The 19554-nt window shown below is 63.4% G+C and carries 18 protein-coding genes, 1 tRNA gene and 1 pseudogene; 12 read left to right on the plus strand and 8 right to left on the minus strand.

The annotated features are described in order from the left end of the window. The first annotated feature begins 191 nt into the window (after nucleotides 1-191). The gene (locus tag QZ709_RS15210; protein ID WP_294638248.1) at nucleotides 192-938 is read left to right on the plus strand and encodes a DUF2726 domain-containing protein; all 747 of its coding nucleotides are present in this window, start codon (nucleotides 192-194) and stop codon (nucleotides 936-938) included. Between the two features lie 32 nt (nucleotides 939-970). Here the strand turns inward: QZ709_RS15210 and htpG are convergent, their stop codons facing one another. Beyond that, entirely contained in the window at nucleotides 971-2869 is a 1899-nt protein-coding gene (htpG, locus tag QZ709_RS15215) for a molecular chaperone HtpG (protein ID WP_294638249.1), read from the minus strand. A 195-nt stretch (nucleotides 2870-3064) separates the two neighbouring features. Here htpG and QZ709_RS15220 point away from each other — a divergent pair. Continuing rightward, nucleotides 3065-3141: transfer RNA gene (locus QZ709_RS15220), tRNA-Met, on the plus strand. Nucleotides 3142-3315: 174 nt separating this feature from the next. Next, nucleotides 3316-3882 carry a hypothetical protein gene (locus QZ709_RS15225; protein WP_294638250.1) on the plus strand — a complete coding sequence of 189 codons (567 nt, stop codon included), beginning with the start codon at nucleotides 3316-3318 and terminating at the stop codon, nucleotides 3880-3882. A gap of 12 nt (nucleotides 3883-3894) precedes the next feature. Here the strand turns inward: QZ709_RS15225 and QZ709_RS15230 are convergent, their stop codons facing one another. Next, complete coding sequence (locus QZ709_RS15230; protein ID WP_294638251.1) at nucleotides 3895-4365, minus strand: winged helix-turn-helix transcriptional regulator; 471 nt, start codon at nucleotides 4363-4365, stop codon at nucleotides 3895-3897. A gap of 140 nt (nucleotides 4366-4505) precedes the next feature. On the opposite strand from QZ709_RS15230, the gene QZ709_RS15235 reads away from it, so the two are divergent. Both QZ709_RS15235 and QZ709_RS15240 read left to right on the plus strand, forming a co-directional pair. After that, the gene (locus QZ709_RS15235) at nucleotides 4506-5804 is read left to right on the plus strand and encodes a D-amino acid dehydrogenase (RefSeq protein WP_294638252.1); all 1299 of its coding nucleotides are present in this window, start codon (nucleotides 4506-4508) and stop codon (nucleotides 5802-5804) included. Between the two features lie 30 nt (nucleotides 5805-5834). Continuing rightward, a complete protein-coding gene (locus tag QZ709_RS15240; RefSeq protein ID WP_294638253.1) occupies nucleotides 5835-6644 on the plus strand; it encodes a class III extradiol ring-cleavage dioxygenase in 810 nt (269 codons plus the stop codon). Here QZ709_RS15240 and QZ709_RS15245 read toward each other — a convergent pair whose 3' ends face one another. After that, nucleotides 6645-8333: a methyl-accepting chemotaxis protein gene (locus QZ709_RS15245; protein ID WP_294638254.1), complete on the minus strand. Its 1689-nt coding sequence runs from the start codon at nucleotides 8331-8333 to the stop codon at nucleotides 6645-6647. Between the two features lie 623 nt (nucleotides 8334-8956). Here QZ709_RS15245 and QZ709_RS15250 point away from each other — a divergent pair. From QZ709_RS15250 to QZ709_RS15265, 4 genes and pseudogenes are all read left to right on the plus strand, one after another. Then, nucleotides 8957-10069, plus strand: a complete 1113-nt coding sequence (locus QZ709_RS15250) for a site-specific integrase (protein WP_284465242.1) — start codon at nucleotides 8957-8959, stop codon at nucleotides 10067-10069. A gap of 314 nt (nucleotides 10070-10383) precedes the next feature. After that, a pseudogene (locus QZ709_RS15255) lies at nucleotides 10384-10635 on the plus strand (PAAR domain-containing protein); the annotation flags it as partial. A gap of 295 nt (nucleotides 10636-10930) precedes the next feature. Further along, nucleotides 10931-11719 carry a hypothetical protein gene (locus QZ709_RS15260; RefSeq protein ID WP_294638255.1) on the plus strand — a complete coding sequence of 263 codons (789 nt, stop codon included), beginning with the start codon at nucleotides 10931-10933 and terminating at the stop codon, nucleotides 11717-11719. After that, nucleotides 11716-12105, plus strand: a complete 390-nt coding sequence (locus tag QZ709_RS15265; RefSeq protein ID WP_284465240.1) for a hypothetical protein — start codon at nucleotides 11716-11718, stop codon at nucleotides 12103-12105. Before QZ709_RS15260 ends, QZ709_RS15265 begins: the two co-directional genes overlap by 4 nt. Before the next feature lie 33 nt (nucleotides 12106-12138). Here QZ709_RS15265 and QZ709_RS15270 read toward each other — a convergent pair whose 3' ends face one another. After that, nucleotides 12139-12369 (minus strand): helix-turn-helix transcriptional regulator, encoded by a 231-nt coding sequence (locus QZ709_RS15270; protein WP_235333949.1) that lies wholly within the window; start codon nucleotides 12367-12369, stop codon nucleotides 12139-12141. Nucleotides 12370-12466: 97 nt separating this feature from the next. On the opposite strand from QZ709_RS15270, the gene QZ709_RS15275 reads away from it, so the two are divergent. Then, on the plus strand, nucleotides 12467-13597 hold the full coding sequence (locus QZ709_RS15275; protein WP_284465239.1) for a hypothetical protein: 1131 nt from the start codon (nucleotides 12467-12469) through the stop codon (nucleotides 13595-13597). Between the two features lie 2 nt (nucleotides 13598-13599). Next, the gene (locus QZ709_RS15280) at nucleotides 13600-14067 is read left to right on the plus strand and encodes a hypothetical protein (RefSeq protein ID WP_284465238.1); all 468 of its coding nucleotides are present in this window, start codon (nucleotides 13600-13602) and stop codon (nucleotides 14065-14067) included. 102 nt (nucleotides 14068-14169) lie between these two features. On the opposite strand, the gene QZ709_RS15285 is transcribed toward QZ709_RS15280, so the two are convergent. The 4 genes from QZ709_RS15285 to QZ709_RS15300 form a co-directional block, all read right to left on the minus strand. Then, a complete protein-coding gene (locus QZ709_RS15285) occupies nucleotides 14170-16368 on the minus strand; it encodes an ankyrin repeat domain-containing protein (RefSeq protein WP_284465237.1) in 2199 nt (732 codons plus the stop codon). A 2-nt stretch (nucleotides 16369-16370) separates the two neighbouring features. Further along, entirely contained in the window at nucleotides 16371-16571 is a 201-nt protein-coding gene (locus QZ709_RS15290; protein ID WP_284465236.1) for a hypothetical protein, read from the minus strand. A 48-nt stretch (nucleotides 16572-16619) separates the two neighbouring features. Then, nucleotides 16620-16787 (minus strand): hypothetical protein, encoded by a 168-nt coding sequence (locus tag QZ709_RS15295; RefSeq protein ID WP_284465235.1) that lies wholly within the window; start codon nucleotides 16785-16787, stop codon nucleotides 16620-16622. 303 nt (nucleotides 16788-17090) lie between these two features. Next, entirely contained in the window at nucleotides 17091-18671 is a 1581-nt protein-coding gene (locus QZ709_RS15300) for an AAA family ATPase (protein WP_284465234.1), read from the minus strand. Between the two features lie 120 nt (nucleotides 18672-18791). Between QZ709_RS15300 and QZ709_RS15305 the strand changes: the two genes are divergently transcribed. After that, entirely contained in the window at nucleotides 18792-19550 is a 759-nt protein-coding gene (locus QZ709_RS15305; protein ID WP_284465233.1) for a helix-turn-helix transcriptional regulator, read from the plus strand. Nucleotides 19551-19554: the final 4 nt, after the last annotated feature.

Here is a 19554-nt window from a genome sequence, read left to right on the forward strand (position 1 = left end):
TCAGATCAGGCCAAAATGGGCTTGAAATGGGGTGTTTTGGCGTCGGAGTCGACCCGCATCATCGAAAAACGAGCCCTTGCGTCAGCAGCGAAGCTGCGCCCGTTGGGTATTTCCGCAGCCTGCTAGGGATAGGGTAGAACGCGAACCGCGCTTACGATCCCGAAAAACAATGCGGGGCTGAAGTGGGAACCATGCAGGTCGTCCTGACCATGCTGGCCGGTCTGGTGCCGGGCATGCTGCTGGGCGGGTGGTTGCGCACCCGCGCCATGAGACGGCAGCAACGCGGCTGGCCGGAACAGTGGGATCTGCAACCTCGCCCGCTGTTCACCGCCCACGAGCGGGCGCTGTATCGCGAACTGCGGGCCGCCCTGCCTCAGCACCTCATCCTCGCCAAGGTCAGCCTGCTTCGCTTCTGCCAGGCCGCCCACCCGCGTGACGTGCGTCGCTGGTACGAGCGCCTTCAGCCGCTGACGGTATCTCTGTTGGTGTGCACCCCGAATGGCACGGCCATCACGGCCATCGATCTGGAAGCGCCCGGCGGCCACACGAGCAGCCAGTCCCGCGCGCTGCGCCTGAAAGAGGCCGTGCTGGCCACCTGCCGGGTGCGCTACCTGCGGTGTCTGCCTGACCAGTGGCCCCAGCCCGCCCTGCTCGCCGCGTGGGCGTTGGGCCACACATCGGATGCAGCCCACAGACCGATGTCCCGCCCGGACAGCCCGCTGGCCGATCCCTTGGTCAGTGCAGGCGACCAACTGGCACGGCGCCTGCGCGAACGCCGTGCAGAGCGGGCGGCGCGATGGGCCGAGTCGGGCTTTGCGCCAGACTCGTTCTTCGCCTTCGACAGCCGGATCGATCCGGCCGCGAACTCGGTGCCCGCGCCCCTCGACGCCGACGACTTGGCCACCGACGCGGGCAGCGCCCCGCGGAGGCAGGGCTAGCCGGGCGCCGGCCCGACGGCCGGCGGCCCGCCTCAGGCCACCGCGGTGGTCAGCAGGCTGTTGACACGGCGCACGTACGCGGCCGGGTCCTCGAGTTGCCCACCTTCGGCCAGCAGAGCCTGGTCGAAGAGGATGTGCGCCAGATCGTCGAAGTGCTCGCTGGCTTCCAGCTTGCGCACCAGGCTGTGGTCCGGGTTCACCTCGAGGATGGGCTTGACCTCGGGGGCACTCTGGCCAGCCTGCTTGAGCAGGCGGGCCAGGTGGGCGCTCATGTCGCCCGACTCGGTCACGAGGCAGGCAGGCGAATCGACCAGGCGCGTGGTGACGCGCACGTCCTTGGCGCGCTCGCCCAACGCGGTCTTCAAGCGATCCAGCACCGGCTTGAAGGCAGCGGCCGCCTCTTCGGCCTTCTTCTTCTCTTCTTCGTCTTCCAGCTTGCCCAGGTCAACCGCGCCCTTGGTGACGTTCTGCAGCGGCTTGCCGTCGAAGTCATACAGGTGCGACAGCAGCCACTCGTCGACGCGGTCGGTCAGCAGCAGCACCTCGATGCCCTTCTTCTTGAAGACCTCGAGCTGCGGGCTGTTCCTGGCAGCGGCCAGGCTGTCGGCGGCGATCACGTAGATGGCCTCCTGGCCCTCCTTCATGCGCGCCACGTAGTCGGCCAGGGACACCGACGGCTCGCCCGACTCGTCATGCGTGGAGGCGAAGCGGAACAGCTTGCTCAGGCGTTCGCGGTTGGCGAAGTCCTCGCCAATGCCTTCCTTGAGCACCGAGCCAAACTCCTTCCAGAACGCAGCGTACTGGTCGCGCTTGGCCTGGTCTTCGTTGCCAGCCAGGTCTTCCAGCATCGACAGCACGCGCTTGGTACAGCCCTCGCGGATGGCCTTGACGTCGCGGCTTTCCTGCAGGATCTCGCGGCTGACGTTCAGCGGCAGGTCCGCCGAGTCGACCACGCCCTTGACGAAGCGGAGGTAGTTGGGCAGCAGCGCCTCGGCGTCGTCCATGATGAACACGCGCTTGACGTAGAGCTTCAGTCCGCCGTGCTTGTCGCGGTTCCAGATGTCGTACGGGGCCTTGGCCGGGATGTAGAGCAGCTGGGTGTATTCGCTGCGGCCTTCGACGCGGTTGTGCGTGTAGGCCAGCGGCGCTTCGCTGTCGTGGCTGAGCTGCTTGTAGAAGTCGTGGTACTGCTCTTCGGTGATGTCGCTCTTGCTGCGGGTCCAGAGGGCGGCGGCCTGGTTGACGGTCTCCCACTCGTCCTTGACGACGTACTCGCCCTTGTCCTTGTCCCACTCTTCCTTCTGCATGAGGATGGGCAGCGAGATGTGGTCGGAATACTTGCCGATGATGCCGCGCACCTTCCAGGCGGTGAGGAACTCGTCCTCGCCTTCGCGCAGGTGCAGGATGATGTCGGTGCCGCGGGCGGGCTTGGTCAGCGTCTCGACTTCGAAGTCGCCGGTGCCTTCGCTGCTCCAGCGTACGCCTTCTTCCGGCTTGAGGCCGGCGCGGCGGGATTCGACGGTGATGCGGTCGGCGACGATGTAGCCGCTGTAGAAGCCCACGCCGAACTGGCCGATGAGCTGGGCATCCTTGGCCTGGTCGCCCGAGAGGCGGCCCATGAACTCCTTGGTGCCCGACTTGGCAATGGTGCCCAGGTGGTCGATGGCTTCCTGCGCGCTCATGCCGATGCCGTTGTCTCGGATGGTGAGCGTGCGGTTGGCCTTGTCGAAGATCACCCGCACATCGAGGTTGGGGGCGTCTTCGTAGAGCGCGCTGTTGTCCAGGGCCTCGAAGCGCAGCTTGTCGCAGGCGTCCGAGGCGTTGGAGATCAGTTCACGCAGGAAGATCTCTTTGTTCGAGTACAGCGAATGGGTGACGAGGTGCAGCAGCTGCTTGACCTCGGCCTGGAAGGAATGGGTGGTCTTGTCCATGGCTGTTCTTGTGCGTCGATCGCAAGGGTGAAACACGGGCCGGCCGGCATGACCGGCCCCGACAGGAGCGAGACGTGAGGGCGGTGCGGGGGATTTCAAGAGCCTCAAGGCCGGCTGGTGCGGTGTGGCAGGCGCGAGACAGCGGGGAGGGGCTTGCGCCGACGCGAAAAAACGGGCTATACTTTCAGTCTCGTTGGCGCTTTAGCTCAGCCGGTTAGAGCGACGGAATCATAATCCGCAGGTCCGGGGTTCGAATCCCTGAAGCGCCACCAAACACCTGAAAAGCCTTGCATGTCGAAGACCTGCAAGGCTTTTTGCTTTGGCGCACGCTGCGAGCGCCCGCCCCCCCAGCCGCCCTTGCGTTGCAACAAGCCCCCCGGGCCGGCACGCGCCTACGATGAAAGCGTCCTCCCCTGTCGGTTCAACCGACCACCGAGGCTCTCATCATGCGCCCCACCCGCCTGCTCCCCCTGTTGCTTCTGTCGGCCGGCATGGCCATCGCCCACGCGGAGCCCATCGGGCAGCCACCGGCTGTGCCGTCCAGCGCCGTGCCGTGTCTGCAGGGCCTGCGACTGAAGAACTCCCACACCCCGCCGGAGCTTTACCTGGGGGTCGTCCAGTGTGCGCGTGAGCGGGCCACCTTCCCCGCAGCGGCCAACATGTTCGTGTTGGCGGGGGTCTACGGGCGTTATGACCAGTTGCGTGTGAAGGACGCATCGGCGCATCAGGCCGTCTCCGTCATGCGCATGGCCATCGACGGCCACCTGAGCGACGACTTCCGCGCCTACCTGCGCCAGATCGGCGCGTCCAGACCCGCCATGCAGCAGATGTGCGCCATGGTGCGGCGGGTCGGCCCTCCGGCCTATTTCCCGCAGTACATGGTCGAGCATGGCCTGGGTGCGACACGGGCCGCGCTCGAGGGGCATCCGGCCCCCGGCCCGCTGAACGAAAAGCTCGACAAGGAGCACGCCTGGGACGAGGCGATCGAAGGCTACCTGCACTGCAGCGAATGAGCGCCCGGGCGTTCACGCCTCCACCGGCAGGATCAGGGTCTCCTTGATCTCTTCCATGACGATGTAGCTGCGTGACTCCGTGGCACCGGGCAGCTTGAGCAGGATCTCGCCCAGCAGGCGACGGTACTGCGACATCTCGGCAATGCGGGCCTTCACCAGGAAGTCGAAATCACCGGTGACCAGGTGGCACTCGAGCACATGGGGCACGTGGCCGATCTGGGCCTTGACCTGGTTGAACACCTCGTCGGACTTGATCGCCATCTTGAGCTCCACGAACACCAGCATCGCCTGCCCGACCGCGGCCGGGTTCAGGCGAGCGTGGTAGCCGGTGATCACGCCCTCGCGCTCGAGACGGCGCACGCGCTCGGTGCAAGGGGTGGGCGAGAGGCCGACACGCTCGGCCAGTTCGGTCATCGACAGGCGGCCTTCGCGCTGAAGGTGCGCCAGGATGCGGCGGTCAAGCCGGTCCAGTTCACGCGTCATGGTGGCTTTCTCCCGTATGGCGTTCTGTGGCAGTGATTTTCACTGCATTCGCCGCGCCTCCACAAGCAATACAGCGGAAATCCTGCCCGGTGTTCCTTACAGTGAAGTCCTGGGGCCCGAGCGGCCAGGAGGGCTGTGAGATGGACGTGATCGTGCTGGGAGGCGGGGTGATCGGCACCACCACCGCCTGGAGTCTGGCCCGGGCGGGCGCCCGGGTGACGGTGCTGGAGCGCCAGCCGGGGGTGGCGCTGGAGACGAGCTTTGCCAACGCAGGCCAGGTATCGGCCGGCTACGCAACGCCGTGGGCGGCCCCGGGCATTCCCCTCAAAGCCATGAAGTGGCTGTGTCAGCGTCATGCCCCGCTCGCCATCCGGCCCGATGGCACGCTGTTCCAGTGGCAATGGATGCTGCAGATGCTGGGGCAATGTCGCGCCGACCGCTATGCGGTCAACAAGACCCGCATGATGCGCCTGGCCGAGTACAGCCGCGATCAGCTGCGCATGCTGCGCGCCGAACTGGGTTTGCAGTACGAGGCCCGCAGCCTGGGTACCTTGCAGGTGTTCCGGACCGCAGCCCAGCTGGCTGCGGCCGAGCGCGACGTGGCCGTGCTGCGCGACCTGGGCGTGCCCCATCGCCTGCTGTCCCGCGATGAACTGCACACGGCCGAGCCCGCGCTGCACGGCGTGCGCGAGCGGCTCTCGGGTGGGCTGCAGCTGCCCAATGACGAAACCGGCGACTGCCACCTGTTCACCACCGAATTGGCGCGGCAGGCTCAGGCGATGGGCGTGCGTTTTCGCTTCGGGGTGCAGGTGGAGGGCCTTGAGGTGCAAGGCCACAGCGTGCGGGCCGTCCAGACCTCGGACGAGTCACTGCGCGCGGACCATGTCGTCGTGGCGCTGGGCTGCGCCAGCCGGCCGCTGCTGCAGGGTCTGGGGCTGGATCTGCCGGTGTACCCCGTCAAGGGCTACTCGCTCACAGTGCCGCTGGCCGACGAAGCCCGCGCCCCGGTGTCCACGGTGCTGGATGAAACCTACAAGGTGGCCGTGACACGCTTCGATCGGCGCCTGAGGGTGGGCGGCATGGCCGAGCTGGCCGGCTTGGACATGCGGCTGGACCCGCGCCGCCGCGCCACGCTGGAAAAGGTGGTCAACGACCTGTTCCCGGGCGGCGGCACCCTGTCGGACGGGCAGTTCTGGACGGGGCTGCGCCCGATGACGCCCGACGGCACCCCGTTGGTGGGGGCGACCGCGATCGACAACCTGTGGACCAACACCGGCCACGGCACGCTGGGCTGGACCATGGCGTGCGGCTCGGCGCAGGTGGTGGCCGATCTGGTGACCGGACGGCGCCCGGCCATCGACACCGAGGGGCTGTCGCTGTCGCGCTGGCAGCGGGGCATTCAAAAGTTTGCAATGAAGCCGTCAGCAGCGGTGTCCTGAGCATGGGGGCGCACGCACTACAGTCAACGCATGACTGCTCGCGCCCCTGTCCTTTTCGTCTCGCACGGCTCACCCACCTTCGCCATCGATCCTGGCCGCCTGGGCCCCGCCCTCACGGCGCTGGGCCAGGCATGGCGGGATGTGAAGGCCGTCCTGGTGGTGTCGCCGCACTGGCAGACCCGCGAGCTGGCGGTCACGCTGTCACGCCAGCCAGAAACGGTCCACGACTTCGGCGGCTTCCCGCCCGCGCTGTATCGCCTGCAGTACCCGGTTCCCGATCCCCTGCCCTACGCCAGCCAGGCTGTGCAGGCGCTGGCCCGCGCCGGTCATGCCGTGCAGGGCGACGAGCAACGCGGGCTGGACCACGGTGCCTGGGTGCCGCTGATGCACCTGCTGCCGGTGGGGTCCGATGGGCGTGCACCGCTGCCGGTGTTTCAAGTCTCGCTGCCCATCCATTTCGGCACGGCCGATGCCTGGCGACTCGGCCAGGCTCTGGCGCCCTTGCGGGACGCAGGCATCGCGGTCGTCGGCTCGGGCAGCATGACGCACAACCTGCGCGACGTACAGTGGGCGGATGACGCCGCCCCTGTGCCCTATGTCGAGGCGTTTGCCGCCTGGGTGCGCGACGCCGTGGCGCGTGCCGATGACAAGGCGGTGATGGACTACCGCCAGCAGGCGCCCCACGCCGCACGGGCCCACCCGACCGAGGAGCACTTCCTGCCCCTGCTGGTGGCGCTCGGCGCCCGGGATGCGGACGAAGCGCCCTTCATGCTGGACGCCGACATCACCCACGGATCGCTGTCGATGGCGTCGTTCGCGTGGGGAACGCCGGCGCAGTGATCAGAACGAAGCCCAGTCGTCGCTGCCCGCCTTGACGGGGGCGCTGACCGGGGTAGGTGCCGGGGCGGTTGCTGCGGCCCGGGCGACCGGCCTGTCGGCGGCGCGGCGGGCGACAGGCACCGGGCTGGCCGTCGCCTTGCGGGAGAGCTTGAAGACCGCCACCGCCTGCACGAGCTGCTGAGCCTGGCCCTTCAGGCTCTCGGCCGCCGAAGCGCTCTGTTCCACCAGAGCTGCGTTCTGCTGCGTCACCTGATCCATCTGGCCGACCGCGCCACTGACCTGCTGGATGCCCGAGCTCTGCTCGGCACTGGCCGACGTGATCTCGGCCACGATATCGCTCACGCGCTTGATCGAACCCACGATCTCGTCCATGGTCTTGCCGGCCTGATCGACCAGCACGGTGCCTTGCTCCACCTGCTCGACGCTCCGGCCAATGAGGGTCTTGATCTCCTTGGCCGCCTCGGCGCTGCGCTGCGCCAGGGTGCGCACCTCGGACGCCACCACGGCAAAGCCGCGACCCTGCTCGCCCGCGCGGGCCGCCTCGACCGCGGCGTTCAGCGCGAGGATGTTGGTCTGGAACGCGATGCCATCGATCACACCGATGATGTCGCCGATCTTGCGGCTGCTGTCGCTGATGCCTTGCATCGTGGAAACGACCTTGCCAACCACCTCGCCGCCCTCGGCCGCCACCGAGGTGGCGCCTTGCGCGAGCACGTTGGCCTGCTGGGCGCTGTCGGCGTTGTTGCGCACGGTGACCCCGAGCTGGCTCATGGTGGCAGAGGTCTGCTGCAGTGCGCTGGCCTGCTCCTCGGTGCGCTGACTCAGGTCCTGGTTGCCGAGTGCGATCTCGGCGCTGGCCGTGGCCACGCCTTCCGCGTTCTCGCGGACCTGGGCCACCACTTCCGTCAGCGAGGCCTGCATGTCCGCCATGGTGGTCAGCAGCGGGCTGAATTCGTCACGTACATCGTCGAGCACCGGAACGGAGAAATCGCCCTCCTTCACGCGGTCGGCCACGACCTGGGCCTGCGCGACACGCCGGCGCAACGACCGCGCCATGAACCACGAGAAGGCCACCAGACCACAGCCCACCGCAGCGACGAACGCTGACAGCTGCAGACGGGTGTTTTCCACATTGGATCCAATGGCCGCCACATCGCCCTCGAGAACCTTGATCTGGCGATCCCGCTCTTCGCTCAGCCATTTCTGGATCTTGGCGAACTGGGGCGTGGTGGTCTCTGCCAGCATGGTGCGGGCTTCATCATGCTGGCCAGCCTTCACCAGCGCCAGGTTCTTCTCGGCAACTGGCCAGGACACTTCCTGAAGGTCCAGCCAATCCCGCTTGAACGCGTCGCGCCCTGCCTGCTCGGTGATCTCTGCCAGGAAATCGGCATCGTTCTTCGAGATCTGCTTGCGCTTGAGTTGCACTGCCTGCGCGGCGGCGTCGATCTCTTCCGGGCTCTTGGCCAGCATGGCCCGCCGGATGTCGGACAGCGCCTGCGACACCTTCAACTCGGTGCTCGCGATCAGGGCCAGTTGCAGCACCTTCACCTTGCCGGTACGGTAAGTGAGATCACGGACCTCACTGAGCTGATGCCAGGCGCTGGCCGTGACCGCGACGAGGGCGGCGATGAGGGCAAAGGACACCACGTACAGCCGCGCGCTCAGGCTGAGACCTCGAAGAAGAGACATGCTTGCGTTCCTTGAAAAGACAAATCGAACCGCTCCTGGACACTGCACAGGCGCAAGGCAGGGCGGACAGGTCTTCAGAGCATCCACAGGCGAACGCGGCATCCCAGCCATGAGCAGCGCGACAGCCCTTCCCGCCTCGCTCCGTTTGCACGAAGCAACGCCGGGAAGAAGGTGCGACACATTCACCTGGGGTGGCTATCGGCACGAACCGTTACATGTGTAAGGTCTTTCGGCGCACGGAATGGCTTTTTGCCCACTTTGTCACGGAGCGGGCTTCTGGCATGCGCCCTGACAGGGTGCGGTGAACCTGGGCACCCCGGGTGCCGGGGCCTCAGGACAATGTGCTGTTCGAGCGCTGCCTCACGCGTTGACAGCGCGAGGTGCTTGGACGAGGGCGTCGCGGCTCGGAACGAGCGGAAACACGGCGGGAAGCATGGTCCCGGAAACGACAAAGCCCCGCAGTGCGGGGCTCTGTGATTCCTTGGTTTTCAAGGGAAACTGGTCGGGGTGAGAGGATTCGAACCTCCGGCCTCTACGTCCCGAACGCTAGGCACTTGCCCTGTATCCACTGATGCTCTAAGCTGTCCCAGCATTAATTGGGACAAATTTGGGACACAAGAGACATGGGCACGATCACGAAGCGCGGCGAATTGCAGTGGCAAGCCAAGGTGCGGCGCAAGGGCTACCCCGCGCAGTCACGCACCTTCTCCTACAAGGAGGACGCCGAGAAGTGGGTTCGTGAGCTGGAGCGTGCCGCCGACACGGGTGGCGTCGTGGATCGGCGCGAGGCTGAGAAGAACACCCTCGGAGCCATTCTGCGCCGCTATCAAACAGAGGTCACGCCGTCCAAGAAATCGGCCGACATCGAATCCGTGAAGATCGACGTCATCATGAAAGACGCGACCCTGCCCAAGCTCAAGATGTCGGCGGTCACCAGCAGTGCCGTGGCCAGTTGGCGCGACCGGCGACTCAAGCAGGTCGGTGGCGCCACCGTCAATCGCGAGATTGATGTGCTGTCTGCCGTCTTCAACCATGCCCGTCGCGAATGGGGGGTGCATGTTGAAAACCCGATCCCACTGATCAAACGCCCCGAGAAGGCGCGGGCTCGTGATCGCCGGTTTTCAGCGGAGGAGGAAACCTACCTCCTGGCCGCCCTGACAGGGGGTGAGCGCCTGGCCGATGGCACGTTCAGCAAGGGCGCCCGCAACCCCTGGCTGCTACCATTGGTCAAACTGGCGATCGAAACCGCCATGCGACGTGGTGAGCTGCTATCGCTCACGTGGGAGAACGTGGACCTCAAGCGCCAGACCGCCCACTTGCCCGACACCAAGAACGGTGATCCCAGAACGGTACCCTTGTCCACGCGGGCCGTCGCCATCCTTCAGGCGCTGCCTCTGCCAGAGGTTGACGAAGAGGACCGTGACATCGAAGAACCCCAACGGAGCGGCCCTGTCTTTCCAACCACTGCATTGGCATTGCGCAAGGGCTTTGCCCGAGCCATTGAGCGCGCTCAAGAGCAATACCGTGCCGACTGCAAACAAGCCAAGCGCCGACCTGCTGCGGGCTTTCTTGAAGACGTTCATTTCCACGACACTCGCCATGAGGCCGCATCGCGCTTGGCAGAGAAGCTGACAAACGTTCTGGAGCTGTCGGCGGTCACTGGCCACAAAGACCTGCGCATGCTCAAGCGTTACTACCACCCCCGCGCCGAAGATCTGGCCAAGAAGCTCGGTTGATGTGGACAAGGTCGTGGACAGCCGAAGTTGTCCACGATAAATCGCCCCTGCCAGATCTCGATAGATCACCCCTGCTGACGGCAGCCTTTCCTCGATAGATCACCCCGAGCGTGTTCGATAGATCGCCCCTACTCTGTACAGATAGGGGCTCTGATAGCGTTCAGATAGCTCAACTGGTAGTGGGGGCGCCACTTCTGTGGACAAGCCACAGGACGACGAAATGGAGGTAGTTAGGCAACGCTTTGTTACTCGGCGAGACGTTGAGGCGGTGATCAGGTCTGCTAGATTCGCCCAAAAAAATGACAGGGGAAGCAATGAGGCCATTCATCGTGATGGGCGACCAGACCAGCCATGGTGGCGTGGTCATTGGGTCCACGCAAACCACAGACACCCATGGAAAGCGATTGGCGCGCGTCGGCGACCAAGTCACTTGCCCGAAGAAGGGCCATGGCACCACCGTCATCGTGACAGGTGATCCGACCATGATCGTGGATGGTGCCCCAGTTGCTCGACACGGTGATCTTTGCGCATGTGGCGCTGTGCTGATATCCAGCCAGGCTGTCTCCCGTGTGGGTGAAGGCGGCGGCTCATCAAACCCCAGCCCTGGTTGGCAAGCCGCGACCGCCATTTCAGGTGTAGCGGCTGCCAAAGAAGCCAACGAAGCGATCAAGGCCTTGTTCGACCATCGCTTTGTGCTGAGGTGCGATTTGACCGACATGCCCTTGGCCAAGCAGCCGTACCGTCTGCGTTGGAAGGATCAGGTCATTGAAGGCGTGACCGATGAGAAGGGGCAAACCTCCGCGATCCCCACAGGCAGCTCCGCTGCCGAAGTGACTTGTGAAATCCTGGGGGAAGCAATCAATGGCTAACGGCCCAGCACTCAGGGTCATCACGACCCAAAAATCTCAGTCCACGGTCAAGAGCGACACGACGCCAGCGCAAGTACAAGGCAACGAGCTTGCAATGGCGCTTCAGGGCATGGAAACGGCCTCTGCTGCGTTTGCCGAGAGCATCATCAAAGACCCACCTGCGCGCGCCGACTACACCCGCAAGACGGCCGCTGCCAGGGCAGAACTGATCCAGCTCGTGAAAGAGGGCAAGATCACCCCGCACGAAGCGGCCAAGACGGCCAATGCCATTCGCAATCAGATCATGGAACTGACGCGAGCCAGGATCACCGACTTCGGTCTGGCCTTGTCAAAGGACATGAAGGCCTCGGGACTTCCTCTGGACTACATGCAAAGCCATAAGGCCAAGGAATTGTTCGGTCGGCCATTCGAGTCGTTGACCTCTGCGCAAAAGGAAAAGGTTTGGGTGCAGATCGTTGAGAGCGCAGGCAAGTCCAATCATGGCGTCAACATGCGCGTGAAGCTGTACGGCGCTGCGGGACGAGTTTTTCTGGTGGCGACCCTCGCGTTCGCCGTCTACAACGTTGCCACTGCTGAAGACAAGCCTCGTCAGGCGGCCAAAGAGGGCACCACGGTTGCGGGTGGTTTCGCGGGTGGTGCTGTGGCCACGGTTGGCGTTGTCGCGATGGCCAGCAACCCAGCAGGCTGGGTGGTCGGTGTCATGATGTTCGTGGGGGCTGCGGTCGGGGCGACCGGCGCGTCATCCACCTTTGACTACTTCTGGCCGGAGAGAGCGCATTGAATCAGCTTGCCGTGATTGCCGCGACACAAGGCATTGCCATGGCGGCAGCGATCATCATGTCGATGCGCCTCACGTCCGATGTTCCCCTCGCGCCCGCCTCAAAGGGTGAGCGTTTGCGGGCCTGGGCGATCATCGCTGCTTGCTGCGCTGGGCTTTGCCTTCTGACGGCGGGCATGTTTCACGCGGGCTGGCCATACAAGACGCACCTGTTGGCCGCACTGGGCTTGGGGGGGCTTCTGTATCTGCCCTTCTCGACATCCTCTGAATCAGAGGAGGATGACTCACCGGTACCCATCCTCGACAAGGTCAAGGTGACCTTGGCAACCGTGGCATGCGCAGCATCTCTTGCTGCCATTGGGGCCTACGCCGTGCTGCTCAAGCTCTGACGCTACCCATCGCAGCACGTCAGGTTGTGCCAATCACGCTGCCATTGCCTGGTAGCGCACCTCGACGCGGCCACACATTTCCGCAAGCGACCACTCCAAAGCTCCAGCCAGCCGATGCAGCACGCTGATGGTGGGCTGCTTCCGCCCGCTCTCGATCAAGGTGATGTAGGGCCGATCCAACTCACAGCGCCCAGCCAGGTCCTCCTGCGACAAGCCGAGTTCTAAGCGGCGCACCTTGATCTCCACCCCCAAGGCTTCGATCAACGACTGGTTTCGACTCGGTCTCATGGACAGCGAGTCTTCCGAATATGTACACTATTGACACGTGTCTATAGATAACATTCGAGAGGGAAACGAGATCATGGAAGGCTTGCGACGACTCCACACCACAGGCTACGTGACGTCACGCAGTCATCGCAAGGCGTCCAGCCAGCGCTCGATGACATCCATCTGCGTACTGGCTCTGATTCAGACGCTTTCAGGGTGCGTAACCACCCAAGCGCAACCGGACGGATCAACCAAGGTTCGGCTCTCACTGGGCGCCCAGGTCCAGTCTGCTCAAACCGCCACCCCCGACAACTTTGAGCGCCAAAAAGGTGCCGCCTTGCCAAGCGTCCGCACGACGCGTTTGGCCGGTATCTTCAGCAAGCATCCCTACGACGGTACGGCAAAGACGCACTTTCCCCGTGTGGCCGTCACGGTGACGGACTGGTCCCGGAGCGACTGCTGGTCGGCAACCGCCACGATTTGGTGGAGCAAGAGCAAATCAGAGGTAGTGCCGGGCTTTTCGGTCTGCTGGGGTCAGTCAGTCAGCTTTGCAGCGAACAATGCCGCCAATTTGCACCTCTTTATGCAACAGATGGCGGTTGACCACAGCGGAAATGTCCGTACCGTTGGCCCTAAGCCGCCCATGCTGGCCATCCCCGACCGGCAGCCGATCAGCGAGCGGCAGCAGCTCGCCTTCCAGGGGTTTGTCCAGCAACTGGTGCTCGACACAGGCTGGCAGCCGGGCGCACCGACCAATATTTGGTTGGTGGGGTACGACACCAATGCGCCCATCAAGCCCACCGTGCCTCTTGTTTCCAGCAACGGAGCATCGCAGCCCGTGGACGCCAAGAGCAAGGCGCAACTCGAACAGGCGCTGGGCTGCGCGGCCATCGGTCCACGATTTGAATTGGCTGAGTCCATGCTCAAGCTATCGGGGTGGAATCCAGATCAAGGCGTCACGCCGGTCACGCTCGCCGAGCCCGTCAACGTCTATGGGGTCCGCGTCCGCAAGGTAGCGGTGTCACGTGACGGGGGTGAGCAAACCTACCGCAGCTACTTGCCCGGCATCACGGTCCAGCAACTTGCGAAGTCCGCCTCGCTGAAGCTGGGTAAGGACGGTAAGACCTATGGCCGTTTGACCAAGGTCGGCGTGTTGTCGGCGGGCATGGAGGGCGTCGAAGCCACGCTGACCTGCACCGTCAACACCGAAGGTTCGGAGGGCTGAGCATGTCGATGCAATGCCCGAGTTGCGGCAGCACGCACATCCAGCCGATGGCCGTTGTGCATGCGGGCGGCACGCAGCAGTTCCACGCAACGCACACGGCGGTCACCTCAGATGGTCAGTTCGTCCAAGGCAGTAGCCAGGGCTCCCAGTCCACGGCGTTGGCCCAGCACTGCGCCCCACCTGCGCCGCCATCACCGCTGCCGTTCATTGGAGCCTATGGGATAGGCGGCATCATCATCTACATGTCGATGACGGTTTGCCCGTTGTTGGCACGTGAGTGCGTGTACGTCGGTTTGGCGGGCCTGAGCTACAACTGGAAGCAAGCGGCTGTCGGCTTGGGACTCATCGTGCTGGGCTGGCTGCTGATGAAGGGCTGGCGTACCCAGGCGAAGGCATACAGTGCCGCGAAGCGCCGGTGGCAGCGCACGTGGTTCTGCCACGCGTGTGGTCAGGCGCACCAGCGGGACTGACGGCGAGCAACGGCTACCGTAATTACGGTAATTACCGTAATCGTCCGATGTGCTTACTGTCACAGCCCCGAGCCCAGAGGCGCAAATGCCAAGGGCCTGGCGTCAACAAGAACTTCGACTCAGGTAGTTCAGTACCCGCCTTGACTGAAAGGCGCGCGCGATCTGCCAACTGTCTTGCCCGTGTGCATCTGGCCTGAGTGGATCACCACCACGTTGGATCATCAAATCAAACAGCTCGGGCAAGTCGCTTTCAGCCGCCAGCATCAGCGGAGTTCGGCCAGGAACAGGGTATTTGTGAGATGCATTCGGGTTGGCTCCTGCGTCCAGAATTGTTGCGGCGATTCGCATCAACTTGGAAACGGATTGCCTTGACACGTGCTGGTCAACCAGTGCCTTGGCCACAGCAATTGCCAGTTCTTGATGCGAGCGCAAAGCGGCTGAGTTTGAACCGAAGGCGCCTGCGACTCCGACGCCGAATCGTCGTAAGGTGTCCTGAAGCACCAAGTCTGGCTCCTGCATCATTCGCGCAGTCAGAGTGACCAGCATCCGCGTTGGGTTCACCCTGCCAGACAACCGGCTCACCAGGTAGTACAGCGGTGACTGGCTGTCGGTCAACGCGCGCTGCTCAACATCTGCTCCTTGCATGACCAGGGTCTCGACGACATCCGGTAGCCCCAAATCGATCGCGCACATCAATGGCGTTAGTTGCTTTCGCCGGGTAACCGCATTGATCGTGGCACGTTGATGGGGCTTGTCCAAAAGCAGGTCCAGTACCTCGCGCCTCCCCGTCTGTTCTGCGTGCTGAAGTGCACAGAGCAGTGCGGATGCATTTGAGCTGTCCAGGTCGTCTACCGAGGCCCCCGCGTCGAGCAGATCTTCGACTTGCTCAACAAGCCCAAACGAAGCAAACAGGCGCAACTGTGGCCAGCGGCGAACCTGCCCATCTGCAGAATGCACTGCCCGTACGCGGCTCGGTGTCTTGAGGTCGGGCTTCAATTTGGAAATAGCGTCACGGTCGATGAAAAGCCACCCTTGAATGGGCTCATCTGCAAGATCTTGCTGGCATTCCGCGAATCGTCCGCATGCTGGAAATTCGAGCGGTAGCTGCAGCGCGAGCTGATCAAGTTCCCAATCTTCGAGAACCGATCCGGCTTCAGGCTTGCGGTACAGCCCGAGGGTGATGCCCGCGTGCTTGAGCTGCTTCAGGAACACCCGTTCCTTCGGTAGAAATGCCGACAAGCATGATGCTTCGGAAATGATGTCTTTGACTTGGTGCCCCGCTCGGTAGCACGCCTGCTCGAACGCCATCTTGTAGTGCGGGAGCGCTTCTTGATACTGCCCGGACAGCACATGCCAGCGGCCTTTCATCCAGCTGTAGTGATAAGAGGTGCGGCCCTCTGGGTCGCTGGTTGTGGCCAGTCGCTCCAGTGCTTCGATTTGCTGCCATGTGCGCTCTTGATCGCCAGGCTGCTTTGCCGACGTGCGGCGGAGGTCGTGCCAAAGCTGACGGCCAGGTTCAGCGAGTTCGGGCCATGTCTGTCCAACGCGGACGACTAACTCTGAAAGCAGCTCCTCTACGGGCCTTCCGGGCGGAGTGCTCCCTTGCGCATACGGGAGCATCAACGACCGCAGCGGTGTCGCAGATTGCCTTTCCAGCCTCGACAAAGCAGAGGCAATCATCAGCCAAACAGGGCAAGCGGGGATCGGCTTCCAGCATTCGATCAACCTTCGGTAGAACAGCTTGACGCTTTGCGCTGAAGGAATGTCGGTGCCGGTACGCCACTTTCGTACCTTTTCCTGCTCAACCCGAGCCGATCCAGTACTTCCCGGATACAGCAGTTTCTCTACGGGACCTCCGACAGCACAGTCCAGCCATTCGAATGTCACCTGCAGTGGCTGCTGGCTGTCAGCAAGCAAGCGCTGCAAATCAGGGCCTGGGATCTCGGCGCTGACTTGCTGCAGCAGTTCTCCGCCGGCTGGGGCAAAGAAATGCTGGACCAAGACCGGAAGTGCATCGTTGCGTCCCAGGGTATCCAGTGACACGCCTAGCACCAGCCGGGTGTAGGCGGACAGAACCGAGGAGACCCAGCGCGCAAAGATTTGGTGGGCGGGATCGCCAACGACTGTTGCACTGCTGTCAACGAGTAGGTCGGCGATGACCGTATCCAAACGCTCCCAGTCGAAATCGCCCTCTCGGGCCAAGCGTCCAACGTCGCTGCCGGTCTTGTTGGCGTCAATTGCTCCGGCCAAGGCCGAGATGCATTCGCCGAATCTGGGGTACGGAGGTTGTTGTCTTGTCATGGTCACTTGATCGCGGCGATGCGGCGAATGTCCCTGCGGAAATTCAGGTTGGCCCGCCAGTCGCTCGGAGTTCCCGGCACCGCAAGCCTGCGGCCATTCGGCGCGACTAGCTTGCCATGTGTTTTGCCGTTCACGTACTGCCAACCTGAGCGGACCAGTGTCCGCACCAGGGCGGAGACCGTCTTGTCGTTGCTGTATCTCATGTTCAACTTCAGGCCTGGCGCCATCGCTGGCGCCAGGCTCAGCTCCGGTTACTTCGAGCCCTTGGCGCCGCTTTGATTCGTGGCAGCGGCGCTCTGTGCCCGCGCAGCGAAGCTACCAGCTGGCACTTGCCCGCCGTTGGCCTTTGCGGTAGACGACTGGATGCGAGCGGCTGCCTGGCTGGTCATCGGGGTGGACTTGGCAGAAGACTTAGACATAGGAAACCTTTCAATGGTGACGTTGCGCACATCGGCAACAGTCGAAAGGTTAGATTTCTGGCGTCAGTTCGTATCCCGCGCGACCGCTGAAGAAATTTTCTGTTTTGTTCTTCACGTGGCGGCTGCGTGCCGATCCGCCCACTCCGAGAAGGGTGGACTGCGCTGCGCCCCCAGCGCCTTTAAGCGCTGACTGGCACTCAAGCCCGAATGTCGCATCGTGTCTGCCAGCGCTGCTGGTCTGCCAGACAGGGCCACTGCGCTGAAACGCTCACACTCGTACTGTTAGTTCGCCTTGGAGCGGTCTCATACAATGAACCCGATCGGCTTGCGATTTGGGCTGGACATGTCCGGCAGGTCGCTGACTCGAATGTGATCTCGCTCTTCCCGTGCTGCCCGCCCCAGGGCGCGTTTCAGAGCCAAACCCAAGCTTCTCGGCGGCAAGCCCTTCAGCTCCTCCACCACCTGTTCATCCAGCTTCGGCGCAAAGATCGATCCCCAGGGGCTCTCCGCCCGCATGCGTCCATAGATTTGCTGGGCGATGTGAGCCACTTGCTCAGCGTTTGGGGCCTGCACCTGAAGCACCGTCATGCGCGACAGCAGCGGTGCCGGGATGCCTTCGGTGCTGTTGGCCGTGGCAACCCAGTTCACGTGACTGGCGTCGATGGCGAAATCGCGGATCGAGAGGTCGATGAAGTCGCGTGCACTGCGAGGCTCCAGCAGGGTATAGAGCGCAGCGAGCGGGTCGTACTGACGTTGCTGGTCGGACTTGTCGAGCTCGTCCAGCACGATCACCGGATTCGCCAGTGGCTGGTAGGCCAGTAGTTCAAATACCACGCCTGGCTCCGAGTTCGACCAAAACGACTCCGACCCAGCCAAAGGCGCGCTTGACTGCGTGCTGGCCATGTCGATCACGCGGAAAGGTAGGTTCAGGCGAGCGGCAAGCCAGCGAGCTGCCTCCGTCTTGCCAATACCTGCGGGGCCGACCAGCAAGATGGGCGCCCAAGCCACGCGACCATCGCCCATCGCATGCAAGGCGAAATGGTCGTGCAGCACCTCGGCCAGTTCAGCGAAGTTGGGGAAGTCGCGCTGGAAGTCTTCGATCAGCTGTGTCCAGTCATCGGGCAGTTCGCCCAGCTTGCGGCGTTCGTGGCCAGCGGCCCGGATGCGTTCGGCGATGTACTGCGCTCGCTTGGCCTTTTCGTCGGGCTTGGCGCGGTGGCGATCGACGAAGCTGCGCAGACCTGCAGCGTCCAGAAACGCGATCTGAGATGTTGCCCGAGGTGCTTGTAGGGCGGGTTGCTCCGGCACCGCTGCCGGGTGCGTCATGTCTGGCAGCGACTGCACCAGCGCTTGAACGGCGTTGTCGATGGACGGATCGAGCGGCTCACCACGAACTGACTTCTCGGGCTTGGTGGCGGCCGGCAGCAGCCCTGCAGCTACAGCCAGTTTGTGATTGCGCCTCAGGTCTTCTGCGAAGAGCCCGATGGTGGCCTCGTGCTGCTTGCAGCGCACTCCCTGGCCTGTGTTCGCATCGCCGCCAATCACCGGCGCCGAGCAAACCGGGCAATGTTGTTGGGCTGCATGTCGGGCGGCCTCGATCAGATCCAACAAAGCCCTGTCTCTGTTGATACTGGCGCCCACCAGCTCCACCCGCAAGCTGAGCTTGTCGCGCTGGTTTGTGGCGCAAAAGAGCGGCAGGTGGCGGTAGTCGGCCGGCTTCATCAGCAGCTCACATTGGCCCACGAAATGCGCCAGCACCGCCAAGTGGCCAGGGGCGGGCTCCACCACTTGCTTGACCAACCATGGGTGCTGGCTCTTCAACGCAGCCAGGGCGGCCTGGTAGATGGCGCGGGTCATCGGGCGGTAGCTGTAAGAGCGGGTCATGGCGGCCTCTTTTGATTAACTATAACTAACTATAACCACGCAAAGAGCAGAGATCCAGCACTCACTCGTGGCGTTTACCTTGGTTATAGTGATTTACTGTGATGTACCCTAGGGCCAGCCATGTCCACATTGAGCAGTGACCAACTCCCCATATTGGCCGGTGCGCTGTTGCGCCTGCGCTGCCTCACGTTGGCTGCGGTGTTTGACGCCACCGGCATCCGTGCAGCAAACCTGTCTGCCTGGCTGAAGGGCAAGCCCCAGGTGATCTCTGCGGCGCGCGTGACGGCGTTGCTGTACCACCTGGGCGTGCAAGGTGGTCAGCTTCGCTCCGACATGGTGCACACCTGGTCCGACCAAGGTGACTGGCAGCACTTGCGCACTGTGTTCAGCCTGCTGCTTGAACCGATAGCGCCCCGGTGTTTGTTCCTCGACGAGCATCCTGGGGTGTCCCACACCAGATTTCTGCAGTGGGGAGAGGCTTGGATTCGGATGTCGCTCACGCCGGGGCCTACGACGCAGGACGATTTGGCCGCGATGGTCAGTCCCGACCGAATGATCGTGCTGCCAGTCGCGCTGGCGGTCATCCCCACGCACGACCCGCAAGCGACAGCATCTGCGCTCTTAAGCCTTGCCGAGCAGGGAGGGCAGGACATTCCCACTGGCGAACTCGCCCATGGCTTCATGCAACGCCTCGGGGCTCCCCCTGGGCAGGACTTTGTGCTCACGAGCGGCGACACATTGGGCTGGCGCATCTTGGAGGCGAGCTTGCGCAATGCAATGCGCAGGGGGTTGAGCCCCACCCAATTGGCGTTGAAGATCGAGACGATGCGGCTCGACGAAGACGACTTGGCCCCTTCGGGCAAAGCTAAACCTGGCTGAACTG

Origin of the sequence: uncultured Aquabacterium sp., assembly GCF_913773725.1 — a bacterium.
Classification (GTDB): domain Bacteria; phylum Pseudomonadota; class Gammaproteobacteria; order Burkholderiales; family Burkholderiaceae_C; genus Aquabacterium.

Excerpts from the sequence above, each read along its gene's own strand:
- QZ709_RS15210 (WP_294638248.1), top strand. The coding sequence starts at position 192 with ATGCAGGTCGTCCTGACCATGCTGGCCGGTCTGGTGCCGGGCATGCTG.
- htpG (WP_294638249.1), bottom strand. The coding sequence starts at position 2,869 with ATGGACAAGACCACCCATTCCTTCCAGGCCGAGGTCAAGCAGCTGCTG.
- QZ709_RS15225 (WP_294638250.1), top strand. The coding sequence starts at position 3,316 with ATGCGCCCCACCCGCCTGCTCCCCCTGTTGCTTCTGTCGGCCGGCATG.
- QZ709_RS15230 (WP_294638251.1), bottom strand. The coding sequence starts at position 4,365 with ATGACGCGTGAACTGGACCGGCTTGACCGCCGCATCCTGGCGCACCTT.
- QZ709_RS15235 (WP_294638252.1), top strand. The coding sequence starts at position 4,506 with ATGGACGTGATCGTGCTGGGAGGCGGGGTGATCGGCACCACCACCGCC.
- QZ709_RS15240 (WP_294638253.1), top strand. The coding sequence starts at position 5,835 with ATGACTGCTCGCGCCCCTGTCCTTTTCGTCTCGCACGGCTCACCCACC.
- QZ709_RS15245 (WP_294638254.1), bottom strand. The coding sequence starts at position 8,333 with ATGTCTCTTCTTCGAGGTCTCAGCCTGAGCGCGCGGCTGTACGTGGTG.
- QZ709_RS15250 (WP_284465242.1), top strand. The coding sequence starts at position 8,957 with ATGGGCACGATCACGAAGCGCGGCGAATTGCAGTGGCAAGCCAAGGTG.
- QZ709_RS15260 (WP_294638255.1), top strand. The coding sequence starts at position 10,931 with ATGGCTAACGGCCCAGCACTCAGGGTCATCACGACCCAAAAATCTCAG.
- QZ709_RS15275 (WP_284465239.1), top strand. The coding sequence starts at position 12,467 with ATGGAAGGCTTGCGACGACTCCACACCACAGGCTACGTGACGTCACGC.
- QZ709_RS15280 (WP_284465238.1), top strand. The coding sequence starts at position 13,600 with ATGTCGATGCAATGCCCGAGTTGCGGCAGCACGCACATCCAGCCGATG.
- QZ709_RS15285 (WP_284465237.1), bottom strand. The coding sequence starts at position 16,368 with ATGACAAGACAACAACCTCCGTACCCCAGATTCGGCGAATGCATCTCG.
- QZ709_RS15290 (WP_284465236.1), bottom strand. The coding sequence starts at position 16,571 with ATGAGATACAGCAACGACAAGACGGTCTCCGCCCTGGTGCGGACACTG.
- QZ709_RS15295 (WP_284465235.1), bottom strand. The coding sequence starts at position 16,787 with ATGTCTAAGTCTTCTGCCAAGTCCACCCCGATGACCAGCCAGGCAGCC.
- QZ709_RS15300 (WP_284465234.1), bottom strand. The coding sequence starts at position 18,671 with ATGACCCGCTCTTACAGCTACCGCCCGATGACCCGCGCCATCTACCAG.
- QZ709_RS15305 (WP_284465233.1), top strand. The coding sequence starts at position 18,792 with ATGTCCACATTGAGCAGTGACCAACTCCCCATATTGGCCGGTGCGCTG.